Origin of the sequence: Pseudomonas sp. NFPP02 (assembly GCF_900119355.1) — a bacterium.
GTDB lineage: Bacteria > Pseudomonadota > Gammaproteobacteria > Pseudomonadales > Pseudomonadaceae > Aquipseudomonas > Aquipseudomonas paracarnis.
The window spans coordinates 407,327-429,826 of the sequence record NZ_FPJI01000001.1 but is presented as its reverse complement, the minus strand read 5'-3'; the positions used below and the strand labels follow the sequence as shown (position 1 = coordinate 429,826).

Annotated in this window: 20 protein-coding genes; 14 read left to right on the top strand and 6 right to left on the bottom strand. The window is 60.7% G+C overall.

All coding sequences use genetic code 11. From position 1 onward, the window contains the following. The first annotated feature begins 73 nt into the window (after window positions 1-73). The 6 genes from dadA to BT204_RS02000 all read left to right on the top strand — a co-directional run bounded on the left by dadA (window position 74) and on the right by BT204_RS02000 (window position 6,172). Window positions 74-1,375, top strand: coding sequence for a D-amino acid dehydrogenase (gene dadA, locus BT204_RS02025; protein WP_054896021.1), 1,302 nt, complete (start codon window positions 74-76; stop codon window positions 1,373-1,375). Continuing rightward, window positions 1,347-1,700, top strand: a complete 354-nt coding sequence (locus BT204_RS02020; RefSeq protein WP_003195456.1) for a RidA family protein — start codon at window positions 1,347-1,349, stop codon at window positions 1,698-1,700. The genes dadA and BT204_RS02020 overlap by 29 nt, the downstream gene beginning before the upstream one ends. 79 nt (window positions 1,701-1,779) lie before the next feature. After that, a complete protein-coding gene (alr, locus tag BT204_RS02015) occupies window positions 1,780-2,853 on the top strand; it encodes an alanine racemase (protein WP_034129082.1) in 1,074 nt (357 codons plus the stop codon). Window positions 2,854-2,969: 116 nt separating this feature from the next. After that, window positions 2,970-3,518: a cupin domain-containing protein gene (locus BT204_RS02010; protein WP_014720470.1), complete on the top strand. Its 549-nt coding sequence runs from the start codon at window positions 2,970-2,972 to the stop codon at window positions 3,516-3,518. Between the two features lie 182 nt (window positions 3,519-3,700). Then, window positions 3,701-4,111: a c-type cytochrome gene (locus tag BT204_RS02005; protein ID WP_034129081.1), complete on the top strand. Its 411-nt coding sequence runs from the start codon at window positions 3,701-3,703 to the stop codon at window positions 4,109-4,111. Between the two features lie 138 nt (window positions 4,112-4,249). Continuing rightward, on the top strand, window positions 4,250-6,172 hold the full coding sequence (locus BT204_RS02000) for an acetyl-CoA hydrolase/transferase C-terminal domain-containing protein (protein ID WP_072445632.1): 1,923 nt from the start codon (window positions 4,250-4,252) through the stop codon (window positions 6,170-6,172). A gap of 116 nt (window positions 6,173-6,288) precedes the next feature. On the opposite strand, the gene BT204_RS01995 is transcribed toward BT204_RS02000, so the two are convergent. Both BT204_RS01995 and rep read right to left on the bottom strand, forming a co-directional pair. Beyond that, window positions 6,289-6,861 (bottom strand): xanthine phosphoribosyltransferase, encoded by a 573-nt coding sequence (locus BT204_RS01995; RefSeq protein ID WP_003195447.1) that lies wholly within the window; start codon window positions 6,859-6,861, stop codon window positions 6,289-6,291. 58 nt (window positions 6,862-6,919) lie between these two features. After that, entirely contained in the window at window positions 6,920-8,929 is a 2,010-nt protein-coding gene (gene rep, locus BT204_RS01990) for a DNA helicase Rep (protein ID WP_005792464.1), read from the bottom strand. A gap of 266 nt (window positions 8,930-9,195) precedes the next feature. Here rep and BT204_RS01985 point away from each other — a divergent pair, with 266 nt between their 5' ends. After that, a complete protein-coding gene (locus BT204_RS01985; RefSeq protein ID WP_054917119.1) occupies window positions 9,196-10,860 on the top strand; it encodes a putative bifunctional diguanylate cyclase/phosphodiesterase in 1,665 nt (554 codons plus the stop codon). A 125-nt stretch (window positions 10,861-10,985) separates the two neighbouring features. On the opposite strand, the gene BT204_RS01980 is transcribed toward BT204_RS01985, so the two are convergent. Further along, complete coding sequence (locus BT204_RS01980; protein ID WP_072445631.1) at window positions 10,986-12,389, bottom strand: NorM family multidrug efflux MATE transporter; 1,404 nt, start codon at window positions 12,387-12,389, stop codon at window positions 10,986-10,988. Between the two features lie 152 nt (window positions 12,390-12,541). Here BT204_RS01980 and BT204_RS01975 point away from each other — a divergent pair, with 152 nt between their 5' ends. Together BT204_RS01975 and BT204_RS01970 are read left to right on the top strand one after the other, a co-directional pair. Further along, a complete protein-coding gene (locus BT204_RS01975) occupies window positions 12,542-13,462 on the top strand; it encodes a LysR substrate-binding domain-containing protein (RefSeq protein ID WP_014720465.1) in 921 nt (306 codons plus the stop codon). Window positions 13,463-13,638: 176 nt separating this feature from the next. Further along, on the top strand, window positions 13,639-15,615 hold the full coding sequence (locus BT204_RS01970) for a methyl-accepting chemotaxis protein (protein WP_054896018.1): 1,977 nt from the start codon (window positions 13,639-13,641) through the stop codon (window positions 15,613-15,615). A gap of 3 nt (window positions 15,616-15,618) precedes the next feature. Here the strand turns inward: BT204_RS01970 and BT204_RS01965 are convergent, their stop codons facing one another. Next, window positions 15,619-16,533, bottom strand: a complete 915-nt coding sequence (locus tag BT204_RS01965; protein WP_034129060.1) for an ABC transporter six-transmembrane domain-containing protein — start codon at window positions 16,531-16,533, stop codon at window positions 15,619-15,621. A gap of 112 nt (window positions 16,534-16,645) precedes the next feature. Between BT204_RS01965 and BT204_RS01960 the strand changes: the two genes are divergently transcribed. Further along, a complete protein-coding gene (locus BT204_RS01960; RefSeq protein WP_034129059.1) occupies window positions 16,646-17,221 on the top strand; it encodes a TetR/AcrR family transcriptional regulator in 576 nt (191 codons plus the stop codon). Window positions 17,222-17,227: 6 nt separating this feature from the next. On the opposite strand, the gene BT204_RS01955 is transcribed toward BT204_RS01960, so the two are convergent. Further along, window positions 17,228-18,724, bottom strand: a complete 1,497-nt coding sequence (locus BT204_RS01955; RefSeq protein ID WP_072445630.1) for a YifB family Mg chelatase-like AAA ATPase — start codon at window positions 18,722-18,724, stop codon at window positions 17,228-17,230. A 216-nt stretch (window positions 18,725-18,940) separates the two neighbouring features. After that, a complete protein-coding gene (locus BT204_RS01950; protein ID WP_003195432.1) occupies window positions 18,941-19,204 on the bottom strand; it encodes an accessory factor UbiK family protein in 264 nt (87 codons plus the stop codon). Window positions 19,205-19,628: 424 nt separating this feature from the next. Here BT204_RS01950 and glnK point away from each other — a divergent pair, with 424 nt between their 5' ends. The 4 genes from glnK (at window position 19,629) to sutA (ending at window position 22,409) form a co-directional block, all read left to right on the top strand. Further along, window positions 19,629-19,967: a P-II family nitrogen regulator gene (gene glnK / locus BT204_RS01945; protein ID WP_002555808.1), complete on the top strand. Its 339-nt coding sequence runs from the start codon at window positions 19,629-19,631 to the stop codon at window positions 19,965-19,967. Between the two features lie 34 nt (window positions 19,968-20,001). Beyond that, a complete protein-coding gene (locus tag BT204_RS01940) occupies window positions 20,002-21,339 on the top strand; it encodes an ammonium transporter (RefSeq protein ID WP_020302863.1) in 1,338 nt (445 codons plus the stop codon). A gap of 209 nt (window positions 21,340-21,548) precedes the next feature. Then, window positions 21,549-21,974: a secondary thiamine-phosphate synthase enzyme YjbQ gene (locus tag BT204_RS01935; RefSeq protein WP_034129056.1), complete on the top strand. Its 426-nt coding sequence runs from the start codon at window positions 21,549-21,551 to the stop codon at window positions 21,972-21,974. A 102-nt stretch (window positions 21,975-22,076) separates the two neighbouring features. Next, a complete protein-coding gene (gene sutA / locus BT204_RS01930; RefSeq protein ID WP_014720461.1) occupies window positions 22,077-22,409 on the top strand; it encodes a transcriptional regulator SutA in 333 nt (110 codons plus the stop codon). Window positions 22,410-22,500: the final 91 nt, after the last annotated feature.

The following is a 22,500-nucleotide window of genomic DNA, read 5'->3' as shown; positions in this document are numbered from 1 at the left end:
TGTTTTTTACACTGCGCCCATCATTGCTCGAATAACACACGTCAGCGGCTGAGCCCGCGATGAGGATATAAAAATGCGCGTTCTGGTCTTGGGTAGCGGCGTCATTGGGGTGACCAGTGCCTACTATTTGGCGCGGGCCGGCTTCGACGTTGTGGTGGTTGATCGTCAGCCTGCCGCTGCCATGGAAACCAGTTTCGCTAATGCCGGTCAGGTGTCCCCTGGCTACGCGTCGCCATGGGCCGCGCCGGGTGTGCCGCTCAAGGCCATCAAATGGCTGCTTCAGCGCCACGCGCCGCTGGCGATCAAGGCCACCGCCGATATCGACCAATACCTGTGGATGGCGCAGATGCTGCGCAACTGCACGGCTAGCCGCTACGCGGTGAACAAGGAACGCATGGTGCGCCTGTCCGAGTACAGCCGCGACTGCCTTGACGAATTGCGCGCCGAGACCGGCATTGCCTACGAAGGGCGCAGCCTCGGGACTACCCAACTGTTCCGCACCCAGGCCCAGCTCGATGGCGCCGCCAAGGACATCGCCGTGCTGAAAGAGTCCGGCGTGCCATTCGAATTGCTCGACCGAGCCGGCATTGCCCGGGTTGAACCGGCCCTGGCCAGCGTCACCGATATCCTCGCGGGTGCCTTGCGCCTGCCCAACGACCAGACGGGCGATTGCCAGATGTTCACCACGCGCCTGGTCGAAATGTGCAAACAATTGGGCGTGGAATTCCGCTTCGAACAAGACATCCAGCGCCTGGACTACGCAGGCGACCGCATCAACGGTGTGCTGATCGACGGCAAGCTGGAAACTGCCGACCGCTATGTACTGGCTCTCGGCAGTTACTCGCCCAAGTTGCTCAAGCCATTGGGGATCAAGGCGCCGGTGTACCCGCTCAAGGGTTATTCGCTGACTGTGCCGATCACTAACCCGGCAATGGCGCCGACCTCGACCATTCTCGATGAAACCTACAAAGTCGCGATCACGCGTTTCGACAACCGCATTCGCGTCGGTGGCATGGCTGAAATAGCCGGTTTTGACCTGTCGCTGAACCCGCGGCGACGTGAAACCCTGGAGATGATCGTCAACGACCTTTATCCTCAGGGCGGCGATCTGGCCCAGGCCAGTTTCTGGACCGGCCTGCGCCCGACCACCCCGGACGGTACACCGATTGTGGGTGCCACGCCGTTCAAGAACCTGTTCCTGAATACAGGCCACGGTACCCTCGGTTGGACCATGGCCTGTGGTTCGGGTCGCTTGCTGGCCGACCTGATGGCGAAGAAAACGCCGCAGATCAGCGCCGCAGGCCTCGATATTTCCCGTTATGGCAACCACCAGGAGTCCGCACAACATGTCAATCCAGCGCCAGCTCACCAATGAGCGCATGAGCCAGATCGTTGTCCACAGCGGTACCGTGTACCTGGCAGGGCAAGTTGGCGACGACATGAGCGCCGGGATTGAGCAGCAGACCCGTGAAACCCTGGTCAATATCGAGCGCTTGCTGGACCTTGCCGGTACCGACAAGTCCAGGTTGCTGTCGGTGACGATCTACCTGAAGGACATCGACGCCGACTTCGCTTTGATGAACGCGGTATGGGACAAATGGCTGCCCAAAGGCGTCGCCCCGGCCCGAGCCACGGTCCAAGCCAAGCTGTGCGAACCCGAGATTCTGGTAGAGCTGTCTGTCGTGGCTGCGCTGCCTTAACAATGATCCCTCTCCCGGTGCCGGCGTTGTTGGTCGGCACCGGTTTTTTATTGACTTTGCTGCCTAGAAGCCTGCCGCCATGCGTCCAGCCCGTGCCCTGATTGATCTCCAAGCCCTGCGCCATAACTATCAATTGGCCCGAGAAGTCACCGGGGCCAAGGCCCTCGCCGTGATCAAGGCCGATGCCTACGGCCATGGCGCGGTGCCCGTGGCCCAGGCACTGGAGGCGCAAGCCGACGGCTTCGCGGTGGCGTGCATCGAGGAAGCGCTGGAACTGCGCGCCGCCGGCATTCGTGCGCCGGTGTTGCTGCTGGAAGGTTTTTTCGAAGCCGACGAGTTGCCGCTGATCATCGAGCAGGATTTGTGGTGCGTGGTGCATTCGCTGTGGCAGTTGGACGCCATCGAGCAAGCTCGTTTGAGCAAGCCGCTGACAGTGTGGCTGAAGCTGGACTCGGGCATGCACCGTGTGGGCCTGCACCCCAAGGATTACCAGGAGGCGTATCAGCGCCTGCTGGCGAGTGGCAAAGTGGCGAAAATCGTGCTGATGAGCCATTTTGCCCGCGCCGATGAGCTCGATTGCGTCAGCAGCAACGAACAAGTAACGGTGTTTGAGGCGGCGCGCCAGGGGCTGGCGGCTGAGGTCAGCCTGCGCAACTCACCGTCTGTATTGGGCTGGCCAAGCGTGTCCAGCGACTGGGTGCGCCCCGGTATCATGCTTTATGGCGCAACGCCCTTTGGCGAAGACCAGGCCCTCGCCGCGCGCTTGCAGCCTGTGATGACCCTGGAGTCCAAAGTCATCTGCGTGCGCGAGTTGCCGGCCGGTGAGCCGGTGGGCTACGGCGCCAGGTTCGTCACGCCCAAGCCGATGCGCATCGGCGTGGTTGCCATGGGTTATGCCGACGGTTACCCACGTCATGCGCCGACCGGTACCCCGGTGCTGGTCGCTGGCCAGCGCAGCCGGCTGCTGGGGCGCGTGTCCATGGACATGCTGTGTGTCGACCTCACCGACTTGCCCCAGGCGGGCCTTGGTTCCACCGTAGAGTTGTGGGGCAAGCACATCCTCGCCAGTGATGTTGCCGTGGCCGCCGAGACCATCCCCTATCAGATTTTCTGCAATCTGCGCCGAGTGCCAAGGCTCTATAGCGGCGCTTAGCCGCCGGCAACGAACCGAGCACACCGGGATTTAGGCCCAAGTGTTGTAAATACTGAACGCTGTCGCCATGATAACGCTCAATTACAACAAAGCCTGAATCCTAGGAGGCTCCTGCATTGGACGTCGGCGAACGACTGCAATCCATCCGTAAACTCAAAGGTCTTTCCCAGCGTGAGCTCGCCAAGCGTGCGGGCGTCACCAACAGCACCATTTCGATGATCGAGAAAAACAGCGTCAGCCCCTCGATCAGCTCCCTGCGCAAGGTGTTGGGCGGTATCCCCATGTCCATGGTCGAGTTCTTCTCCGAAGAAGTGCTCCAGGAAATACCGACGCAGATCGTCTATAAAGCCAATGAGCTGATCGACATCTCTGACGGTGCCGTCACCATGAAACTGGTGGGCCGGGCGCGCCCAAGCCGGGCTATCGCATTTCTCAATGAAATCTACCCTCCGGGTGCCGACACGGGCGAAGAAATGCTCACCCATGAAGGCGAAGAAACCGGAATTCTGGTGGAAGGGCGCCTGGAATTGGTGGTCGGTCTTGAAACTTTTGTGCTCGAAGCGGGCGATAGCTACTACTTTGAAAGCACTAGGCCTCATCGTTTTCGCAATCCGTTCGACGTGCCGGCGCGACTAATCAGCGCAGCCACACCCGCGAACTTTTAAGAATAGAGGCGCCCTGCCAGCGTTGCAGAGGTTCCCGCAGCTGTACACCGTGAGGCCGAATCTCCCTTTATTTAATAGGGTTGTTTCGGCCAGGCGGGCTAACCGTTATACTTTCGCCGCCTGCGAAACCGTGGCCGCAGGCGTGAATAGCCACCATTGAGGGTGAACGCGTGAACCTAATTATGAAAATGCTGGCTGCACCAGCAACCGTACTGGCCCTATGGGCTGTCAGCGCTCAAGCTGCGACCAATGATGACATTGCCAAGCGCCTGGAGCCTGTGGGCCAGGTTTGCGTCCAGGGCCAGGAATGCAAGGGCATGGAAGTTGCCGTGGCAGCCGGCGGCGGCGGCGCGAAAACCCCCGATGAGATCATCGCCAAGCACTGTAATGCGTGCCACGGCAGCGGCCTTTTGGGTGCGCCAAAAATTGGCGACACCGCCGCATGGAAAGAACGCGCCGACCATCAAGGTGGCCTCGATGGCATCCTGGCCAAGGCCATCACCGGTATCAACGCCATGCCGCCCAAAGGCACCTGCGCTGATTGTTCGGATGACGACCTCAAGGGTGCGATCAAGAAGATGTCCGGGCTGTAATCGGCCGATCTTCGTCAAAAATGCCGCTTACCAGCGGCTTTTTTGTGCCCGCGATTTGGTATTCAGGCTGTTCATTGCAGCAAAGACCCGGCAAGCTCGGTCCAACCCCTAATTCATGGAATGTTCGGGAGCAGTCGGATGGTGCAGTTGTGTTCAATCGAGCAAGCAGTTGACGACGTACTGGAGCGCCTGCCGGCGCATATCCACATGGGCATGCCGCTGGGGCTGGGCAAGCCCAACCTGTTCGTCAACGCGCTGTACCGGCGCATCGCAAAATTGCCCGAACGGGCGCTGACGCTCTATACGGCCTTGAGTCTGGGCCGTCCTACGCAGGGTGACGGTCTTCAAAAGCGCTTTATCGAACCTTTCATCGAACGAGTGTTTGGCGACTACCCCGAGTTGGATTTCCTCGCGGACCTGCACAAGGGCAGCCTGCCGAGGAATATCCGTGTGCAGCAATTCTTCATGCAGCCCGGCAGCTTGCTCCACAGCGCCGCGGCGCAACAGGATTACGTCAGCAGCAACTACAGCCATGCGGCCCGCGACATCAATGCCGCCGGCCTGAACCTAGTGGCGCAATTGGTTGCCAGTAGCAGCGAGCATCCCGACCGCCTGAGCCTGAGCTGCAACCCGGATATCACCCTCGACCTGATGCCCATGATCGCCAAGCGCCGCGCGGCTGGGGAGACCATCCTGGTCGTCGGCCAGGTCCATAGCGATTTGCCCTACATGCCTGGCGATGCCGAGTTGGGCATGGATGAGTTCGACTACCTGCTGGATGAAAAAGACAGCACCACGCTGTTCTCCACTCCGAACATGCCGGTGGGCTTTCAGGATCATTTTATCGGCCTGCATGCCAGCACCCTGGTGCGTGATGGCGGTACGTTGCAGATTGGCATCGGCTCCATGGGCGATGCACTGACGGCTGCCTTGCTGGCGCGCCAGGCCGACAACGAAGCCTATCGCCTGTTGCTCACCGACTTGGATGTGTACCAGTGGGCGCCGTTGATCAGTCGCGAAGGCGGCGTCGAGCCGTTTGCCCGTGGCCTTTACGGTTGCAGCGAGATGTTCGTCAACGGCCTGCTGGTATTGGCGGATGCCGGGATCGTGCGGCGCAAGGTCTACCCGGATGTGGCGACCCAGATGCAGGCCAACGCGGGCACCCTGGACGACGCGGCGCAACCCGATGGGGTGTCGATCCATGGCGGTTTCTTCCTGGGGCCTCGCAGTTTTTACCAGCGCTTGCAGGAAATGACCCATGCCAAGCGCCAGGCATTCAACATGACCCGCATCAGCTACATCAACGAGCTGTACGGCCAGGAAGAACTCAAGCGCTTGCAGCGCCTGGATGCGCGGTTTATCAACAGCGCTATCATGGTCACCTTGCTCGGCGCGGGCGTGGCTGATCAGTTGGAAGACGGTCGCGTGCTCAGTGGTGTGGGCGGGCAATACAATTTCGTGGCCCAGGGGCATGCGCTGGAAGGTGCACGCTCAATCCTGATTTTGCGCAGCTGGCGCGAGTCGGCGGGTGAGGTCAGTTCCAATATCGTCTGGGAGTACGGCCACTGCACCATTCCCCGGCACCTGCGGGATATCGTCATTACCGAATACGGTATTGCCGACTTGCGGGGTCAGACGGATGCCAAGGTGATCGAAGCGTTGCTGAACATCACTGACTCAAGGTTCCAGCACGACTTGATTGAGCAGGCGCAAAAGGCCGGCAAACTGCCCAAGGATTTCCAGTTGGATCCGCGTTTTGCCGACAACACGCCGCAGCGGCTCCAGGCGATTCAGGCCAGGCACCGTCGCTTGTTCCCCGAATACCCCCTGGGCTGTGACTTCACGGATGAGGAGCGGGACTTGTTGCGGGCGCTGAACTGGCTCAAGAGCAAATTCAAGCTCACGGAAATTCTGGAGTTGGGCAAGGCGGCACTCGACGCGCCGGAGCCGGAGGCGTTTCCCGAGCATTTGAAGCGCATGTGCTTGGATAAGCCGGAGGGCATCAAGGAAGACCTGTATCAACGCTTGCTGCTGGCCGGCCTGCAGGCCACCGCCCACTGACAGCGCAACGCAAAACCTAATGTGGGAGCTGGCTTGCCTGCGATGCGGGCCTTTCAGTCGACATCTCTGTCGACTGACACACCGCTATCGCAGGCAAGCCAGCTCCCACACAGTGATTATTCGATAAAGGTCACGACACCACCGGCCAGCGACTTCACCCGCGCCAGCGACTCAACCCGATAACCCTGTGCATCCAGTTCTGCACGGCCACCCTGGAACGACTTCTCGATCACAATGCCCAAGCCGGCTACGGTCGCGCCGGCCTGCTTGATGATCGAGATCAGCGCCTGGGACGCCTTGCCGTTGGCCAAAAAGTCATCGATTACCAGCACGCGGTCGCTGCTGGTCAGGTGGCGCGGGGAGATCGCCACGGTGCTTTCGGTTTTCTTGGTGAAGGAATACACCGTGGCCGACAGCAGGTTTTCCGTGAGCGTCAAGGATTGTTGCTTACGGGCGAAGATCACCGGCACACCCAGGTTCAGCCCGGTCATGATCGCCGGGGCAATGCCCGACGCTTCGATGGTGACGATCTTGGTGATGCCCGAATCCTTGAACAGTGCGGCGAACTCGTCGCCGATCAGTTTCATCAGTGCCGGGTCGATCTGGTGGTTCAGAAAGGCGTCAACCTTGAGGACCTGATCGGAAAGCACGATGCCTTCTTCGCGAATTTTCTTGTGCAGTGCTTCCACGGAAAGCTTCCTCTAATGGCGCGTTGTGCGCCGAAAGTAGATTAAAAAGTAGTCGATTCTAGCGCTTTAACATCGCGCGTATATCCGCCAAGGCGGTGTTGCCGCGAACGGCCTTCACCTCGGTGGGAGTGTCGTCATTGCCTTCCCAGGCCAGGTCGTCCGGCGGCAGTTCATCCAGGAACCGGCTGGGGGCACAATCGATGATTTCACCGTATTGCTTGCGCTTGGCTGCAAAGGTGAAGGCCAGGGTCTGACGTGCGCGGGTAATGCCCACGTAGGCCAGGCGGCGTTCTTCCTCGATGGTGTCGGCTTCGATGCTGGAGCGGTGCGGGAGGATTTCCTCTTCCATGCCCATGATGAACACGTAGGGAAACTCCAGGCCCTTGGACGCATGCAAGGTCATCATCTGCACGCCTTCGGCACCGTCTTCCTCTTCTTGCTGGCGCTCGAGCATGTCGCGCAACACCAGCTTGCCGATGGCGTCCTCGACGGTCATCTCGCCGTCTTCGTCTTTTTCCAGGGTGTTCTTCAGCGCTTCAATCAGGAACCAGACGTTGCCCATGCGGTAATCGGCGGCCTTGTCGCTGGAGCTGTTGGTGCGCAGCCAGTTTTCATAGTCGATGTCCATGACCATGCTGCGCAGGGCGCTGATCGGGTCTTCGCCGGCGCACTGCTCGCGGACCTTGTCCATGAAGCGCTTGAAGCGTGACAGGCGATCAGTGAAGCGCGTGTCCAGGTGTTCGCCCAGGCCGATTTCGTCGGTGGCGGCGTACATCGAGATCTTGCGTTCGGTGGCGTAGTTGCCGAGCTTTTCCAGGGTCGTCGAGCCGATTTCCCGGCGTGGCACGTTGATCACGCGCAGGAAGGCGTTGTCGTCGTCCGGGTTCACGATCAGCCGGAAGTAGGCCATCAGGTCTTTGACTTCCTGGCGTCCGAAAAAGCTGTTGCCGCCCGACAGGCGATACGGCACCTGGTGATGCTGCAGCTTCAGCTCGATCAGTTTGGCCTGGTAGTTGCCGCGATACAGGATCGCAAAGTCGCTGTAGGGCCGGTCGGTGCGCAAGTGCAGGCTGAGGATTTCCACGGCGACGCGCTCGGCTTCGGCGTCTTCGTTGCGGCAGCGGATCACACGGATCTCGTCGCCATGGCCCATCTCGCTCCACAGTTGTTTTTCAAACTCGTGGGGGTTGTTGGAGATCAGCACGTTGGCGCAACGCAGGATGCGGCTGGTGGAGCGGTAGTTCTGCTCCAGCATCACCACTTTCAAGGAGGGGTAGTCTTCCTTGAGCAGCATCAGGTTTTCCGGGCGGGCGCCGCGCCAGGCGTAGATCGACTGGTCGTCGTCGCCCACCACGGTGAACTGGTTGCGCGTGCCGATCAGTAATTTCACCAGCAGGTATTGGCTGGCGTTGGTGTCCTGGTATTCGTCCACCAGCAGGTAACGCACCTTGTTCTGCCACTTCTCCAGGATGTCCTTGTGCTCTTGGAACAGCTTGACTGGCAGCAGGATCAGGTCGTCGAAGTCCACGGCGTTGAACGCCTTGAGCGTGCGCTGGTAGTGGGTGTAGACGATGGCAGCGGTCTGCTCCTTGGGGTTGCGTGCAGCTTCCAGGGCTTCGGCGGGCAGGATCAGGTCGTTTTTCCACGAGCCGATCATGTTCTTGATTTCGTCGACGCCGTCGTCGCCCGCGTATTCCTTCTGCATGATGTCGGTCATCAGGGCCTTGACGTCGGTCTCGTCAAAGATCGAGAAGCCCGGCTTGTAGCCCAGTCGCACATGCTCCTTGCGGATGATGTTCAGGCCCAGGTTGTGGAAGGTGCACACGGTGAGGCCACGGCCTTCGCCACCCTTGAGCAGGGTGCCGACCCGCTCTTTCATTTCCCGCGCCGCCTTGTTGGTGAAGGTCATGGCGACGATGTACTGGGCGCGGATGCCGCAGTTCTGGATCAAGTGCGCGATCTTGCGCGTGATCACGCTGGTCTTGCCGGAGCCTGCACCGGCGAGCACCAATAGAGGGCCGCCGACGTAGTTCACGGCTTCTTGCTGCCGGGGATTGAGTCGGGACATACGGAATTTCAGGGGTCGTTGTTCAAAAGGGCGGGCATTTTAACAGGCTGGAAAGATTCTGCTGCCATAGAACGACGGTGTGACGTACCACTCGATCTAAATTTGCCGGTTTTGCTACTTTGCCGCAGGATGTTAAGGATTACTCGAGACTAATATTTACAGTCTGCGTGTTTGATAACACCTATCATTTGTCATCCTTTGTCATTGTCAGGCCGCACGTCATAATGGCACCGCTAATGAAATTTTGCAGAGTCTAGGGAGTTAGCGTGTCTACGCCTGTCGAACCCTTGCGTTTGCTGCTGCTGGCCGATGAGCCCGAGTGGGCAGCGTTGTTGCGCGAGTGCCTGGAGCCGATGGGCGAAGGGGCTGTGCTGATCAGTGCGCCCAACTGGGACTCGGTAAGCCGCCTGTTCGATGACGACCAGGGTGCTGTGTTATTGACCACGCCCAGCCTGCAGCCCGGCCCCGGCCGGTGCAGCCTGCCGTGTGTATTGCTGCTGGAGCAGGAGCCACTGGTGTCGCCGCTGGGTGTCAGCGATTGGTTGGTGTTGGATGCATTGGACGCCGACACATTGCGCCGCTGCCTGCGCCATGTGCGCGAGCGCGGCGTGCTGGAAAACACCTTGCAGCGCCTGGCCGAGCAAGACCCGCTCACCGGTATTGCCAACCGTCAGGGCTTCCAGACCTTGCTGGCCGCCCGGCTGGCAGAAAACGAAGGCCGTGGCCTGGCCCTCGGCCATCTGGACCTGGACAATTTTCGTCATGCCAACGATGCCCTCGGCCATCAGGCGGGCGACCGTTTGATCCTGCAAGTGGTGTCGCGGCTCAAGAGTCAGCTCGAAGCCGGGGACCAACTGGCGCGCCTGGGCAGCGATGAGTTTGCCTTGTTGATCGATACCCGCCGGGCGCCCCAGCGCGCCGAATGGATGGCCGAGCGCATCACCGAAGTGATGGCCGAACCCTATTGGGTGGATGGCGAAAGCCTGTTGATCGGTTGCAGCCTGGGCATGGCCCATGCTCGAGCCCGCGCTGGCGCCGACCCGTTGATGTGGCATGCCCATATCGCCATGCAGCAGGCCAAAAGCACCCAAGGCTGTACCTTTCATATCTTCAATGAACGCATCAACCGCAACGCGCGCAGCCTGGCCGACCTGGAAAGTGAACTGCGCCGGGCTTTGCGTCGCGATGAGTTGGAGCTGCATTACCAGCCGCGACTGGACCTGGACGATGGTCATATCGTTGGCCTCGAAGCTCTGGTGCGCTGGCGCCACGGTGAACGCGGCTTGTTGCCGCCTAGCGAATTCGTGCCGCTGGCCGAACAGAGTGGTCTGATCGTGCCATTGGGCTACTGGGTGATCTCCCGAGCTCTGCGCGACATGCAAGACCTGCGTGAACGCGGCCTGCCGCCGCTGCACATGGCGGTCAACCTGTCGTTTCGCCAGTTCCAGGACAGTCAGTTGCTGTCTACCCTCAGCCGCCTGATTGCCGAGCGCGGCGTGGAAGCGCAATGGCTGGAGTTCGAATTGACCGAAACCGCCGTGATGCGCCGCAGCGACCTGGTCAAGCAGACCATGGACGCCCTTGGCCGGCTGGGTGTGCGGTTTTCCCTGGATGATTTCGGCACCGGTTTTTCGTCGTTTGTGCACCTCAACAGCCTGCCGATTGCCTTGTTGAAGATCGACAAGAGCTTTGTCGGCGGCATGGAAGAGCGCGAAGAAAACCGCAAGCTGGTGCACGCCATGATCAACCTGGCCCACAACCTCAACCTGGAAGTGGTCGCCGAAGGCGTGGAAACCCCTGAGCAGCTTGAGCTTTTGCGCTTGTTTGGGTGCGACCAGGTCCAGGGTTACCTGATCAGCAAGCCGTTGCCGCTGCCCGAGCTGGTGGAATACCTGATGTTCGGGCAAAGCCAGCAGGCGCTGTTGGGTTAAGCCTTCAAAGTGGTTCAAATGTGGGAGCTGGCTTGCCTGCGATAGCGGTCGTTCAGCTAATAATGATTAGCCTGACACACCGCTATCGCAGGCAAGCCAGCTCCCACATGTGCCGCGTGTACTCGCTAGTCAGGCAGGGCCGCTCGGAATCCAACAGGAGCATCCGGCTCCTGCCGAATCATCCGCTTCATTTTCGCCTCAAATGCCCAGGTCAGGCTCACCGCCGCACACGCCAGGCCCAGTGCCAGGCCCCACCAGACGCCTGTTGGCCCCCAACCCAGGGTGAACGCCATCAACCAGGCTGACGGTGCGCCAATCAGCCAATAGCAACCCAGGCCCACCAGGAAGGTGGTCTTGGCGTCCTTCAAGCCACGGATACAACCCATGGCTATGGTCTGCACGCCATCGAACAATTCAAACCAGGCGGCGACGGCCAGCAGGCTCACCGCCAGGACGATGACGTCATGGAACGCCGGGTCGTCATGGTCGAGGAACAGTCCGATCAGCGGGTCGGAAAACAGCCACAGTACCGCCGCAAACCCCAACATCACCATGGCGCCGAATCCTATGCCCACTCGTCCGGCCAGGCGTGCCTGCAGCAACTGCCCGGCGCCGTAATGCTGGCCGATGCGCATGGTCACCGCGTAGGACATCCCCGCCGGCACCATGAAGGCCACCGAGACAATCTGCAGGGCGATCTGGTGTGCCGCCAACTGCGTGCTGCCCATGGTGCCCATGCACAACGCCGCAAAGGCAAACAACCCGACCTCTACCGCATAGGTGCCGCCAATCGGCAGGCCCAGGCGCCACAGCTCGCGCAGGTAGTGGGTATTCAGGCGCAGCAGGCCTGTGCCCAGCGGGTAGGCGGCGTAGGTGCGGTTGCTGCGGATGTACCACATCAGTGCCAGCGCCATGCCATTGGCGACGATGGCGGTCACCAGGCCGATGCCCATCAGGCCCAGTTTCGGCAGGCCGAATATGCCTTCGATCAGCGCATGGTTGAGCAGGTAGTTGACCACGGTGCCGCACAGGCTGATCACCATCACCGGGGTGGCCTTGCCGATGGCGCTGGTAAAGCCGCGCAGGGCCATGAAGCTCAGGTAGCCGGGCAGGGCAAAGGGCAGGATCGTCAGAAATTGTCCGGCCGCATGCACGTTGGTTTCGGTCTGGCCGAACATCAGCAGCACCGGCTTCAAGTTCCATAACAGCAACGCCGCCGCCAGGGCCATCAACCACGCCAGCCACAGCCCGGCCTGGGTCAGGCGAGTGGCGCCGTCGATATCGCCCGCGCCATGGCGAATGGCGACCAGGGTGCCCACGGCTGCGATCACGCCGATGCAGAAGATCGCCACGAACGAATAGCTCGCCGCGCCCAGGCCTCCGCCGGCCAGTGCCTCGAGGCTCAAGCGCGCCATCATCAAGGTGTCGGTCAGCACCATCAGCATGTGCGCCAACTGTGAGGCAATCAACGGCCCTGATAGCCGCAGAATGGCCCAGAGTTCGGTACGTGCCGGATGTTGCATGATCATCACACTCGAATGGTCAGGAAGGTAGGGAAGGGTTGATTCTCGGCGCATTCAGCGCATTGCACAAAAGGATAAAAGCGATCGTTGGCATGATTAAAACTCATGCATGAGCGATTCTGGTAGGGTCTCCAGATTGCGCAGTCGGAGCTTTCAGCATGTCTCGTCGTCTTCCTCCTCTTTATGCTTTGCGGGCATTTGAAGCCGCCTCCCGTCACCACTCGTTTACCCGTGCGGCTGAGGAATTGTCGATTACCCAGAGTGCGATCAGCCGGCATATCCGTACGCTCGAAGATTATTTCGCCTGCCGATTGTTCCAGCGCAGCGGGCGCACGTTGCAGCTCACGGAAGCGGCGCGTTTGTTGCTGCCAGGCGTACGGGAAGGCTTCGCTGCCCTGGAGCGTGCTTGCCATACTTTGAATGCCGAAGATGACATCCTGCGTATGAAGGCGCCGTCCACCTTGACCATGCGCTGGCTGCTGGCGCGGTTGAGTCGCTTCCGCGCGTTGCAGCCAGGCAATGAGGTGCAACTCACCAGTGCGTGGATGAGCATTGATGAAGTGGACTTCAACCAAGAGCCATTCGACTGCGCGGTGTTGCTCAGCAACGGGCACTTTCCGGCGGACTGGGAGGCCAGTTATCTGTTTGCGGAAATGCTTATCCCGGTGGGAGCGCCGAATCTGTTGGACGACGGTCCCTGGGACGTGACGCGGCTGGCAACCGCCGAACTGCTGCACCCGACGCCTGACCGCCGCGACTGGCGTTACTGGCTGCAGCGCATGGGGTTGTCATCTCACGTTTCACTCAAGGGTGGGCAGGTGTTCGACACGCTTGAATTGGGCATGATAGCCGCCGCCCGAGGCTATGGCGTCTCCATGGGGGATTTGCTGATGGTGGCCGAAGACGTGGCGCAGGGACGCTTGAGCCTGCCGTGGCCTACGGCCGTGGCCAGTGGGGAAAGCTACTACCTCGTGTGGCCGAAAACCCGTCCGGGTGGCGAACGTTTGCGACGGCTGGCGGAATTTCTTCAGGGTGAAGTCAAGGCGATGGAATTGCCTCAGGTTGAACGCCTCGATTGAGTAGGGCCGGACCGTTTGTGCAATCGTTTGCGGGATACCCCTGTGATTCGCTCAAGTATTGCCAAATGCCGCCGAAGAAAGGTGTTGGAACCCTCGTGCACTACCGTTTCCCACTAGATAATTTGCCGAGCAGCGCTATGAGATCAGGATGATCCTGGCCTCGGCCAGGAGCTGTCATGTCTCAACCTCGTGCCCGGATTGCCTCCCAGTTAGGCCTTGCACTCGCCGTGATTCTGGCTGTCGTGATCAGCGGCAGTACGGTCTTTGCCCTGCGTACCCTCGACTCCGCCAACCTCGCCACCCGCGAGGAACACTTGGCCAGCGAGGCGCGTTTGCTCGCCGACCAACTCAACACCTTCCACAGCACCTTGCGTGAAAGCACCCAGCGTTTGAGCGGGCTGTTTGAAAAGCGCTTCGGCGCCGGCTTGAGTGTGCGTGCGGACCAGCCCGTGGCCGTGGCCGGCGTGCAGACGCCGAGCCTCTACTTGGGCAATGAGGTGCTGAACAATAACTTCGAAGAGGTGGATGAGTTCAAGCAGATGTCCGGTGGCGTGGCCACGGTGTTCGTGCGCAGCGGCGACGACTTTATCCGCGTCAGCACCTCCCTGACCAAGCAGGACGGCAATCGCGCCATTGGCACCGTGCTCGACCGTCAGGGCGCGGCCTACCAGCGCGTTGTGAGCGGCCAGACCTACATCGGCCGTGCCGTGTTGTTCGACCGCTCCTACATGACCCAATACAGCCCCGTACGTGACAGCAGTGGGCAGGTCATCGCCGTGCTGTTCATCGGTTTCGATTACACCGATGCCCAGAACGCCCAGTTTGAAAACCTCAAGCGCTTCCGTATCGGCCAGACCGGCTCCCTCGCGCTGCTGGATGAGCAAAAGCACTGGCTGGTGCCGCCGGCTGGCGTGCAAGCGCCGGATCAGGCGATTGCCGTGATGCTCGACCTGGCGAAAAAGCCGGGTGCTGGCCGTTTCTGGAGCGACAAAAACGAAGATTTCTATAGTGTCTCGGTGCCGTTTGAAGGCGGCCCTTGGGCGGTGGTAGCGAGCATGCCCAAGGCTGAGATTCGCGCAGTGACCTGGGAAGTCGGCATCCGCCTGGTGATCGGCAGTGTGCTGGCGATGTTGCTGGCAGTGGGCGCCACGGTGTGGCTGTTGCGCAGCAAGCTGGCGCCATTGAGCGAGCTGGTGCGCCAGGCCCAGGCCCTGGGCGCGGGCGATTTGAGTGCGCGGCTCAATGTGTCCAGCCATGACGAAATCGGCCAGCTGGCGCGTAGTTTCAACCAGATGGGTGAGGCGCTGTCGACCATGGTGTCGCATATCCGTACCGCCGCCGAACAGGTCAACAGCCGCGCCCAGGCGCTGTCGGGCTTGTCCGGCGGTGCCTATGAAGGCATGGAGCAGCAGTCCGGCGAGATCACCAGCATGGCCGGTGCGGTGGAAGAGTTCAGTGCTACCTCGCTGAACATTGCCGACAACATGGGCAACACCGAGCGCCTGGCTCAAGAGAATGCCCAGCAAACCCGTATCGGCCGCAGTTCGATGCAAGAGGCGTCATCGTCCCTGGAACATATCGCCACTGCGCTGAACAGCACCGCTGCCGTGATCAACACCCTGGGCCAGCGTTCCCAGGAAATCGGCGGGATCGTCGGCGTGATTACCGCCATCGCAGAACAGACCAACCTGCTGGCGCTCAACGCTGCCATCGAGGCCGCGCGCGCCGGCGAGCAAGGCCGTGGCTTCGCCGTGGTCGCCGACGAAGTGCGCAACCTGGCTTCGCGCACCCGCCAGGCCACCGATGAAATCTCCGGCATGATCCAGAGCATCCAGCAGGAAACCGGTAACGCCATCAGCACCATGGAGCACGGCAATGCGCTGATGCAGGAAGGCCTGTCGCGCAACGCCGATGTGGCCTCGGCCCTGGCGCGTATCGACGAGCAAAGCCGCTCGGCCGGCCAGCAATTTGCTGCGATCACCACCGCCACCCAGGAACAGAGCAGCACCGCGACCTTGCTCAGCAGCAACCTGCAGAGCATTGCGCTGGCCAACAGCGAGCAGCGTGAAGTGGTGTCCAACCTGGCGGTTACCGCCAAGGAACTGGAGACCTTGGCGGCAGGCTTGCGTCATGAGGTGGATCGGTTTCGTTGAGGCTCAGGCCTCCCCAAGCCCTGGGTCTACGCGCTTGCCAATGTCCTTGAGCCGCGCCAGTTGGTCGACCATGCCTGGCGCTTCGTCCAGGCTGGTGACGAAGGTCCACAGATAGGTCATGACGGCGTAGATGTGGCCGGCCTTCACCGCTGGGGACATGGCCAATTGGCTGATCGCAACCACGAACAGTAAGGCCGCGGTCATGCCGATAAACAGGAACGCCGCAGCCTCGCGGTCTGACAGCCAGATGCGCAGGCGTGACAGCACCTGGTAGTGGCGTCGCAGGGTCGGCGCGCCGACCTTTTCGACCAGGCCGATTTCTTTTTCCAGGCGGTTGTTCAGACGTTCGTGCAGCGCCTGATTGCGCTGGGCAAAACGCGGCAACAAGGTGATGCACAGCAGCAGGGCCGCCAGGCACGCCATGCCTACCCATGGCTCAATCACGATCAGCATCACTGCCGCGCCCACAATCGACACCAACGCCGTGGCGATGATAGGCACGTGCTTTTCAAAGAAGTCGACAAACTCCCGAGCAAGTACTACCCGTGCCGCCGATTTCGAGGTGCTGTGGTTCTGTTGGCGCTGGTTGAGAATGACCGGCACCGCAAGGTCCGCGTAGATGCGCGTGAACGTACGGGTGTCCAGCGCCCGTCTCGCCGCCCCAACGGCCCAGAACGCCATGACCACGGCGGCATACAGCAACGCACTGGTGGTATCGCCACGGATAATCGAATCCACCGCGAACCCGGCAAACAGTGGGTAAGCCAACAACAGCGCGTTCTCCAGCGCCACCAGCGACAAGGTGCAAGACAGCTTGCCGGGATAGGCTCTGGCAATAGCCTTGAGGGTCTGGCTGGCAGACTGCTGGCCGATTTTCTTGCTTTCTTCGATCAGAATTTGTGGGGTGACGGATGTCATGGGTGCACCAGAGGAGTAATAGACGCTATTATTGAGCGACTGCTCAAGTATCCTTGAGCGATCGCTCAAAAAGCAAGCGCCGCTTATCTGCTCGTGCTCGAAGGAATTGCCCATGTCGCGTACCGACCGTAAAGACCAGATCATCGCCGCCGCCCTGGAGCTGTTTCGCAGCAAGGGTTTCGCCGATGTATCCACCCGTGACCTCGCCGAACATGCCGGCTTGTCGCGCAGTCATGTCTATCACTACTTCAGCGACTGGAATGAACTGCGCCGCGAAGCCTTCGTACGCTTTGCCAATGAGCAACTGGATGAAGTGCGCGAGCCGTTGGCCGATGCGCCACCCCTGGAGGCGCTCGTGGGTTTTTTGCGCGACTGCCTGCCCAGCACCGCTGACGCCGGCTGGGCGCTGTGGCTCGACGCCTGGGACGAGGCCATGCATGACGCGCAAATGACCCAGGCTTATCTGGTAATCAACGCCCAATGGCAAAGCATGCTTGCCGAGGTGATCGAGCGGGGCGTTGCCGATAGCGTCTTTCGCTGCGAGTCGGCTCAACGCGCTGCACGGCAGATCTTCGCCCTGGCGATGGGCTATGCCGATGACCTGATGCTCAAGCCTTCCGCAGAGTCCGCAGAAGCGGCGCTGCAAGAAGTGCTGGAAGTGGCGAGGCTGCTGCTGGATTTTGCCTGACAAGTGCTAGCCATTTGCGGCTGGTCGGTACTGCAACGCCTCCGCCAAATGATGGCGGGCGATGCCTTCCACTTGCTCAAGGTCCGCCAGGGTGCGAGCCACCTTGAGCAATCGATGGGCTGCGCGCAGTGATAATGTCAGCCGCTCACACGCGCTTTCCAGCCAGCTTTCATCGGCTTTGGCCAACTGGCAGTGTTCGCGCAGCCGGGGCAGATCGAGGAATGCATTGGCGCAACCCTGGCGCTGGTGCTGGCGTTCCCGGGCTTGCGCCACCTGAGCGGACGCTTGCGCGGTGGTATCACCGGCTTGTTGGGCGGGGTTCAGCGCAGTGACCTCCCGCGCGACTGTCAGGTGCAAATCAATCCGGTCCAGCAACGGCCCGGAGAGCTTGTTGCGATAGCGCTGGATCTGCTCCGGTGTACACCGACAACGCCCGCTGGGCTCGCCCATGTAGCCGCAAGGGCAGGGGTTCATCGCCGCGACCAGTTGAAAGCGCGCCGGGAAGCGCACCCTGTCACGGGCGCGGGATATCACGATATGTCCCGATTCCAATGGCTCGCGCAGCACCTCCAGCACCTTGCGATCGAACTCTGGCAGCTCATCCAGGAACAACACCCCGTGATGGGCCAGGGTGATTTCCCCCGGTTGTGGCTTCGAGCCGCCACCCACCAGCGCCGGCCCGGATGCCGAGTGGTGCGGCTGGCGAAACGGGCGGTTTGGCCAATGGCTCAGCGGTGCCAGGCTGACCACGGACTGGATCGCGGCCACCTCCAGCGCTTCCTGCTCGCTCAACGGCGGCAGCAAGCCCGGTAGCCGGCTGGCCAATAAAGTCTTGCCGGTGCCCGGTGGCCCGCTGAACAACAGGTTATGCGCGCCCGCCGCCGCGATCAGCAATGCTCGCTTGGCCGCGAGTTGGCCCTGCACTTCACTCAGGTCTGGGTAAGGCTTGTTCAAGTACAGCAAGCCGTCGGACCTATAGGGCTCAATCGGCACATGCCCATTCAAGTGCGCCACCACTTGCAGCAAGTGATCCACCGCAATCACCTTCAACCCCGACGCCAGGCACGCCTCCTCGGCATTGGCGCGCGGCACTATCACGGTGCGCCCGGCCTTGCGCGCCGCCAGCGCGGCCGGCAACACCCCCTTCACCGCGCGCACCTCGCCGGACAGCGCCAATTCCCCAAGGCATTCCACGTCATCGAGCATCAACGTCGGCACTTGCACACTGGCTGCCAGGATGCCCAGGGCAATCGCCAGATCAAAACGCCCGCCGTCCTTGGGCAGGTCGGCGGGCGCGAGATTGAGCGTGATGCGGCGGGCCGGATATTGCAGCGCCGAGTTGAGGATGGCACTGCGCACGCGATCCTTGCTTTCCTTCACTGCAGTTTCGGGCAAACCCACGAGAGTGAGAGACGGCAGGCCATTGGCCATGTGCACCTCGACGGTGACGGCGGGGGCTTCTACACCGACCTGGGCGCGGCTGTGGACGATGGCGAGGGACATGCTCGTTCCTTGAATGGGAGGGCCGCTTCCTGCGGTTTTTTCAAGGGTAGACGAGGTGGGATGGAGCGGGGCGGGGGAGGTTTTACAGAACGTATCCGGACGGCAACGCAAAACAGAATGTGGGAGCTGGCTTGCCTGCGATGGCGGTGTGTCAGCAAAGAATCATCCGCTGATGCACCGCCATCGCAGGCAAGCCAGCTCCCACACTCACCGTGTTTATTCAGCAGAAGGTGGCGTCAACCGTGCTTCAAGTTCAGCCACCTTCGCCTCCAGGCTCTCCAGCCTCGCACGTGTGCGGGCCAGCACCACCATCTGGCTGTCAAACTCTTCCCGGCTGACCAGGTCGAGCTTGCTGAAACCGCTCTGTAGCAAAGCCTTGAACTGGCTTTCGATTTCATTGCGGGGCAGCGGCGTGTCGCCGCTGAACAGGCGAGAGGCGTGGCCGCTCAGGGCGTCTAGGAAGTCTTTGGGCGCGAGCATTGGACATATTCCGGAAAACAGTTGGCCGGCAGTGTATCACGCAGCGTCTATAGTCATTTTCACGGCCCGTTGCGCACGGTTTTCGCGCATTGGGACGGGCGGCCTCGCACTGTTTTGATGCGCATTGCGGCCACGCAGGCGCCCCGTAGGTGGGCACAAGCGGGCAAAAGATTGATTTCGGTGGTTTTTACGGAGCTGGCAAGGTTTCTGCTTAGACGATCATGACCCATGCACTGATGCAGTCGCTGTGACGAATGCAGTGCGCCGACGGATCCGGGGGTACAGGGCTCGTCACCAGTGGTTCGCTGGCGTCGCGACGGCAAATGCCGAGGCGACGATGCGTTACAAAGCCAGGCACTGCGCTTAGACTTGAGACGGGTTTGTTTTCCTGGGGCAAGTCCACCAAATTCGGGAGAGAGTTTTCATGAAGCTAGTCACTGCCATCATCAAGCCGTTCAAGTTGGACGATGTACGCGAGTCACTGTCCGAGATCGGCGTGCAGGGCATTACCGTTACTGAGGTCAAGGGCTTCGGTCGGCAGAAGGGTCATACCGAGCTGTATCGCGGCGCGGAATACGTGGTCGATTTCCTGCCGAAGGTGAAGATCGATGTCGCCATTGACGACAAGGATCTTGACCGGGTTATCGAGGCGATAACCAAGGCGGCCAACACCGGCAAGATCGGTGACGGCAAGATCTTCGTGGTCAATCTGGAACAGGCTATTCGCATCCGTACCGGCGAAACCGATACCGACGCAATCTAAGCCGCCAAACCCCAACGCCCCAGGAGAAAACAATATGACTCTGCGTAAATTCGCAGGGCTCGGAGCCCTGCTGTCCATCGTAATGCCAAGCCTGGCCATGGCGGCAGATGAAGTGGCTGCTCCAGTCCTCAATTCCGGCGACACCGCCTGGATGCTTACCGCCACCGCGCTGGTGCTGTTCATGACCATCCCTGGCCTGGCGCTGTTCTACGGCGGCATGGTCCGCTCCAAGAATATTCTGTCGGTGATGATGCAGTGCTTCGCCATCACTGGCCTGATCAGCATCCTGTGGGTTGTCTACGGCTACAGCATCGCGTTCGATACCACCGGTATGGAACAAGGTGTGGTCAACTTCAATTCCTTCTTCGGCGGCATGGGCAAGGCGTTCCTGGCGGGTGTCACCCCAGCCAGCATCACCGGGCCGGCGGCGCTGTTTCCGGAAGCCGTGTTCATCACCTTCCAGATGACCTTTGCCATCATTACTCCGGCGCTGATCGTCGGTGCTTTCGCTGAGCGTATGAAGTTCTCCGCGATGCTGATCTTCATGGCTATCTGGTTCACCCTGGTCTATGCGCCGATTGCGCACATGGTCTGGAGCGGCAATGGCGGCCTGATGTGGGACTGGGGCGTGCTGGACTTCGCCGGCGGCACCGTTGTGCACATCAACGCGGGTGTGGCTGGCCTGGTGGCGTGCATCGTGCTCGGCAAGCGCAAAGGCTTCCCCACCACCCCGATGGCCCCGCATAACCTGGGCTATACCCTGGTGGGCGCGGCCATGCTGTGGATCGGCTGGTTTGGCTTCAACGCCGGTTCCGCTGCGGCGGCCAACGGCACCGCGGGCATGGCGATGCTGGTAACTCAAATCGCTACCGCAGCTGCGGCCCTGGGCTGGATGTTTGCCGAGTGGATCACCCACGGCAAGCCAAGCGCACTGGGTATCGCCTCGGGCGTGGTCGCCGGCCTCGTCGCCGTGACACCAGCGGCTGGCACCGTGGGCCCGATGGGCGCCCTGGTGATTGGTCTGGTCGCCGGTGTGGTGTGCTTCTTCTGCGCGACCAGCCTCAAGCGCAAACTGGGTTATGACGACTCCCTGGACGCCTTCGGCGTGCACGGTATTGGCGGTATCGTCGGTGCGATCCTCACCGGTGTGTTCGCAGCTCCTGCTCTGGGCGGCTTCGGCACCGTGACCGACATCGCGGCCCAGGTCTGGATCCAGTGCAAAGGCGTGGGCTTCACCGTGATCTACACGGCGATTGTGACCTACGTCATCCTCAAGGTGCTCGACATGGTCATGGGCCTGCGTGTCACCGAAGAAGAAGAGGCGGTCGGCCTCGACCTGGCGCAACACAACGAGCGCGGCTACAACTTGTAACTACGCGAAAAAAACATGCCCGGCTTGCCGGGCATTTTTTTGCCCGGCGTTTGTCTGTGGCTAAAGGTGCATGGGTTTTTTATCGACTTTGTGATGGGATCCACACTGCACTTTTAAGGGTGCAAATGTCTTACAGGCATGAAGGCGTATTAGGCACTTTGTTTTTTCCCAGAGCGCGCTAGAATGCGCGCCGATGGGCGGAGAACTGTATGTGGCAACAGACCCTGATTACCCTGCGGGCCAAGCCCCGGGGCTTTCACTTGGTAACGGACGAGTTGCTTGCCGGCTTGCCTGAATTGAGGGCGTGCCGTGTGGGCCTGTTGCATCTGTGGCTGCAGCACACCTCGGCCTCGTTGACCGTCAACGAGAATGCCGACCCGGCGGTTCGCCGTGACTTCGAGCGTTTTTTCAACCTGCTGGTGCCACAAGGTCGCGCAGGGTTTGAACATAACGACGAAGGTCCGGATGATCTGCCGGCGCACTTCAAGGCCAGTCTGCTGGGCTGCCAGCTGAGTTTGCCGGTCAAGGCCGGCCGCTTGGCGATAGGGACCTGGCAAGGTGTTTATCTGGGCGAGCACCGTGATCATGGCGGTGCTCGTAAAGTCCTCGCCACCTTGCATGGTGAAGGGGCATAAGCCACTGGTGATCCAGTGGATGTTGATTTTTTTCCGGCAACCTCGACAGAGGGTGAAGCTGGGCTATAACTAATCTGCTTTTCGCAAGTCATGAGGTAGAACATGAGCGACGATGATCTGGAACAAGACGACCTCGAAGTAGGTGATGAAGACGACACCGAAGACGGTCTTGAAGTTGCGGCCGAAGACGTTGCTGAGGACGTCGATGACAGTGTTGGCGATGACGCGGCTCCCAAAGCCAAAGGCAAAGCCAAGGCGGCTGTGTCGGTAGACGAGTTGCCGAGCGTTGAAGCCAAGAACAAAGAGCGCGATGCCCTGGCGCGTGCGATGGAAGAGTTCCTCGCTAAAGGCGGCAAAGTGCAGGAAGTCGAGGCCAACGTGGTGGCTGATCCACCGAAGAAGCCGGATAACAAGTACGGCAGCCGACCTATCTGAGGTCTGCCTCCTGCTTGTAAGAAAAAGCCCGCCGTCGCTGCGGGCTTTTTCATGCCTGGAGCAATTTACCGGTTTGCTGCAATACCCTGTG

Excerpts from the sequence above, each read along its gene's own strand:
- dadA (WP_054896021.1), top strand. The coding sequence starts at position 74 with ATGCGCGTTCTGGTCTTGGGTAGCGGCGTCATTGGGGTGACCAGTGCC.
- BT204_RS02020 (WP_003195456.1), top strand. The coding sequence starts at position 1,347 with ATGTCAATCCAGCGCCAGCTCACCAATGAGCGCATGAGCCAGATCGTT.
- alr (WP_034129082.1), top strand. The coding sequence starts at position 1,780 with ATGCGTCCAGCCCGTGCCCTGATTGATCTCCAAGCCCTGCGCCATAAC.
- BT204_RS02005 (WP_034129081.1), top strand. The coding sequence starts at position 3,701 with ATGAAAATGCTGGCTGCACCAGCAACCGTACTGGCCCTATGGGCTGTC.
- BT204_RS02000 (WP_072445632.1), top strand. The coding sequence starts at position 4,250 with ATGGTGCAGTTGTGTTCAATCGAGCAAGCAGTTGACGACGTACTGGAG.
- rep (WP_005792464.1), bottom strand. The coding sequence starts at position 8,929 with ATGTCCCGACTCAATCCCCGGCAGCAAGAAGCCGTGAACTACGTCGGC.
- BT204_RS01980 (WP_072445631.1), bottom strand. The coding sequence starts at position 12,389 with ATGATCATGCAACATCCGGCACGTACCGAACTCTGGGCCATTCTGCGG.
- BT204_RS01975 (WP_014720465.1), top strand. The coding sequence starts at position 12,542 with ATGTCTCGTCGTCTTCCTCCTCTTTATGCTTTGCGGGCATTTGAAGCC.
- BT204_RS01970 (WP_054896018.1), top strand. The coding sequence starts at position 13,639 with ATGTCTCAACCTCGTGCCCGGATTGCCTCCCAGTTAGGCCTTGCACTC.
- BT204_RS01965 (WP_034129060.1), bottom strand. The coding sequence starts at position 16,533 with ATGACATCCGTCACCCCACAAATTCTGATCGAAGAAAGCAAGAAAATC.
- BT204_RS01960 (WP_034129059.1), top strand. The coding sequence starts at position 16,646 with ATGTCGCGTACCGACCGTAAAGACCAGATCATCGCCGCCGCCCTGGAG.
- BT204_RS01955 (WP_072445630.1), bottom strand. The coding sequence starts at position 18,724 with ATGTCCCTCGCCATCGTCCACAGCCGCGCCCAGGTCGGTGTAGAAGCC.
- BT204_RS01950 (WP_003195432.1), bottom strand. The coding sequence starts at position 19,204 with ATGCTCGCGCCCAAAGACTTCCTAGACGCCCTGAGCGGCCACGCCTCT.
- glnK (WP_002555808.1), top strand. The coding sequence starts at position 19,629 with ATGAAGCTAGTCACTGCCATCATCAAGCCGTTCAAGTTGGACGATGTA.
- BT204_RS01940 (WP_020302863.1), top strand. The coding sequence starts at position 20,002 with ATGACTCTGCGTAAATTCGCAGGGCTCGGAGCCCTGCTGTCCATCGTA.
- BT204_RS01935 (WP_034129056.1), top strand. The coding sequence starts at position 21,549 with ATGTGGCAACAGACCCTGATTACCCTGCGGGCCAAGCCCCGGGGCTTT.
- sutA (WP_014720461.1), top strand. The coding sequence starts at position 22,077 with ATGAGCGACGATGATCTGGAACAAGACGACCTCGAAGTAGGTGATGAA.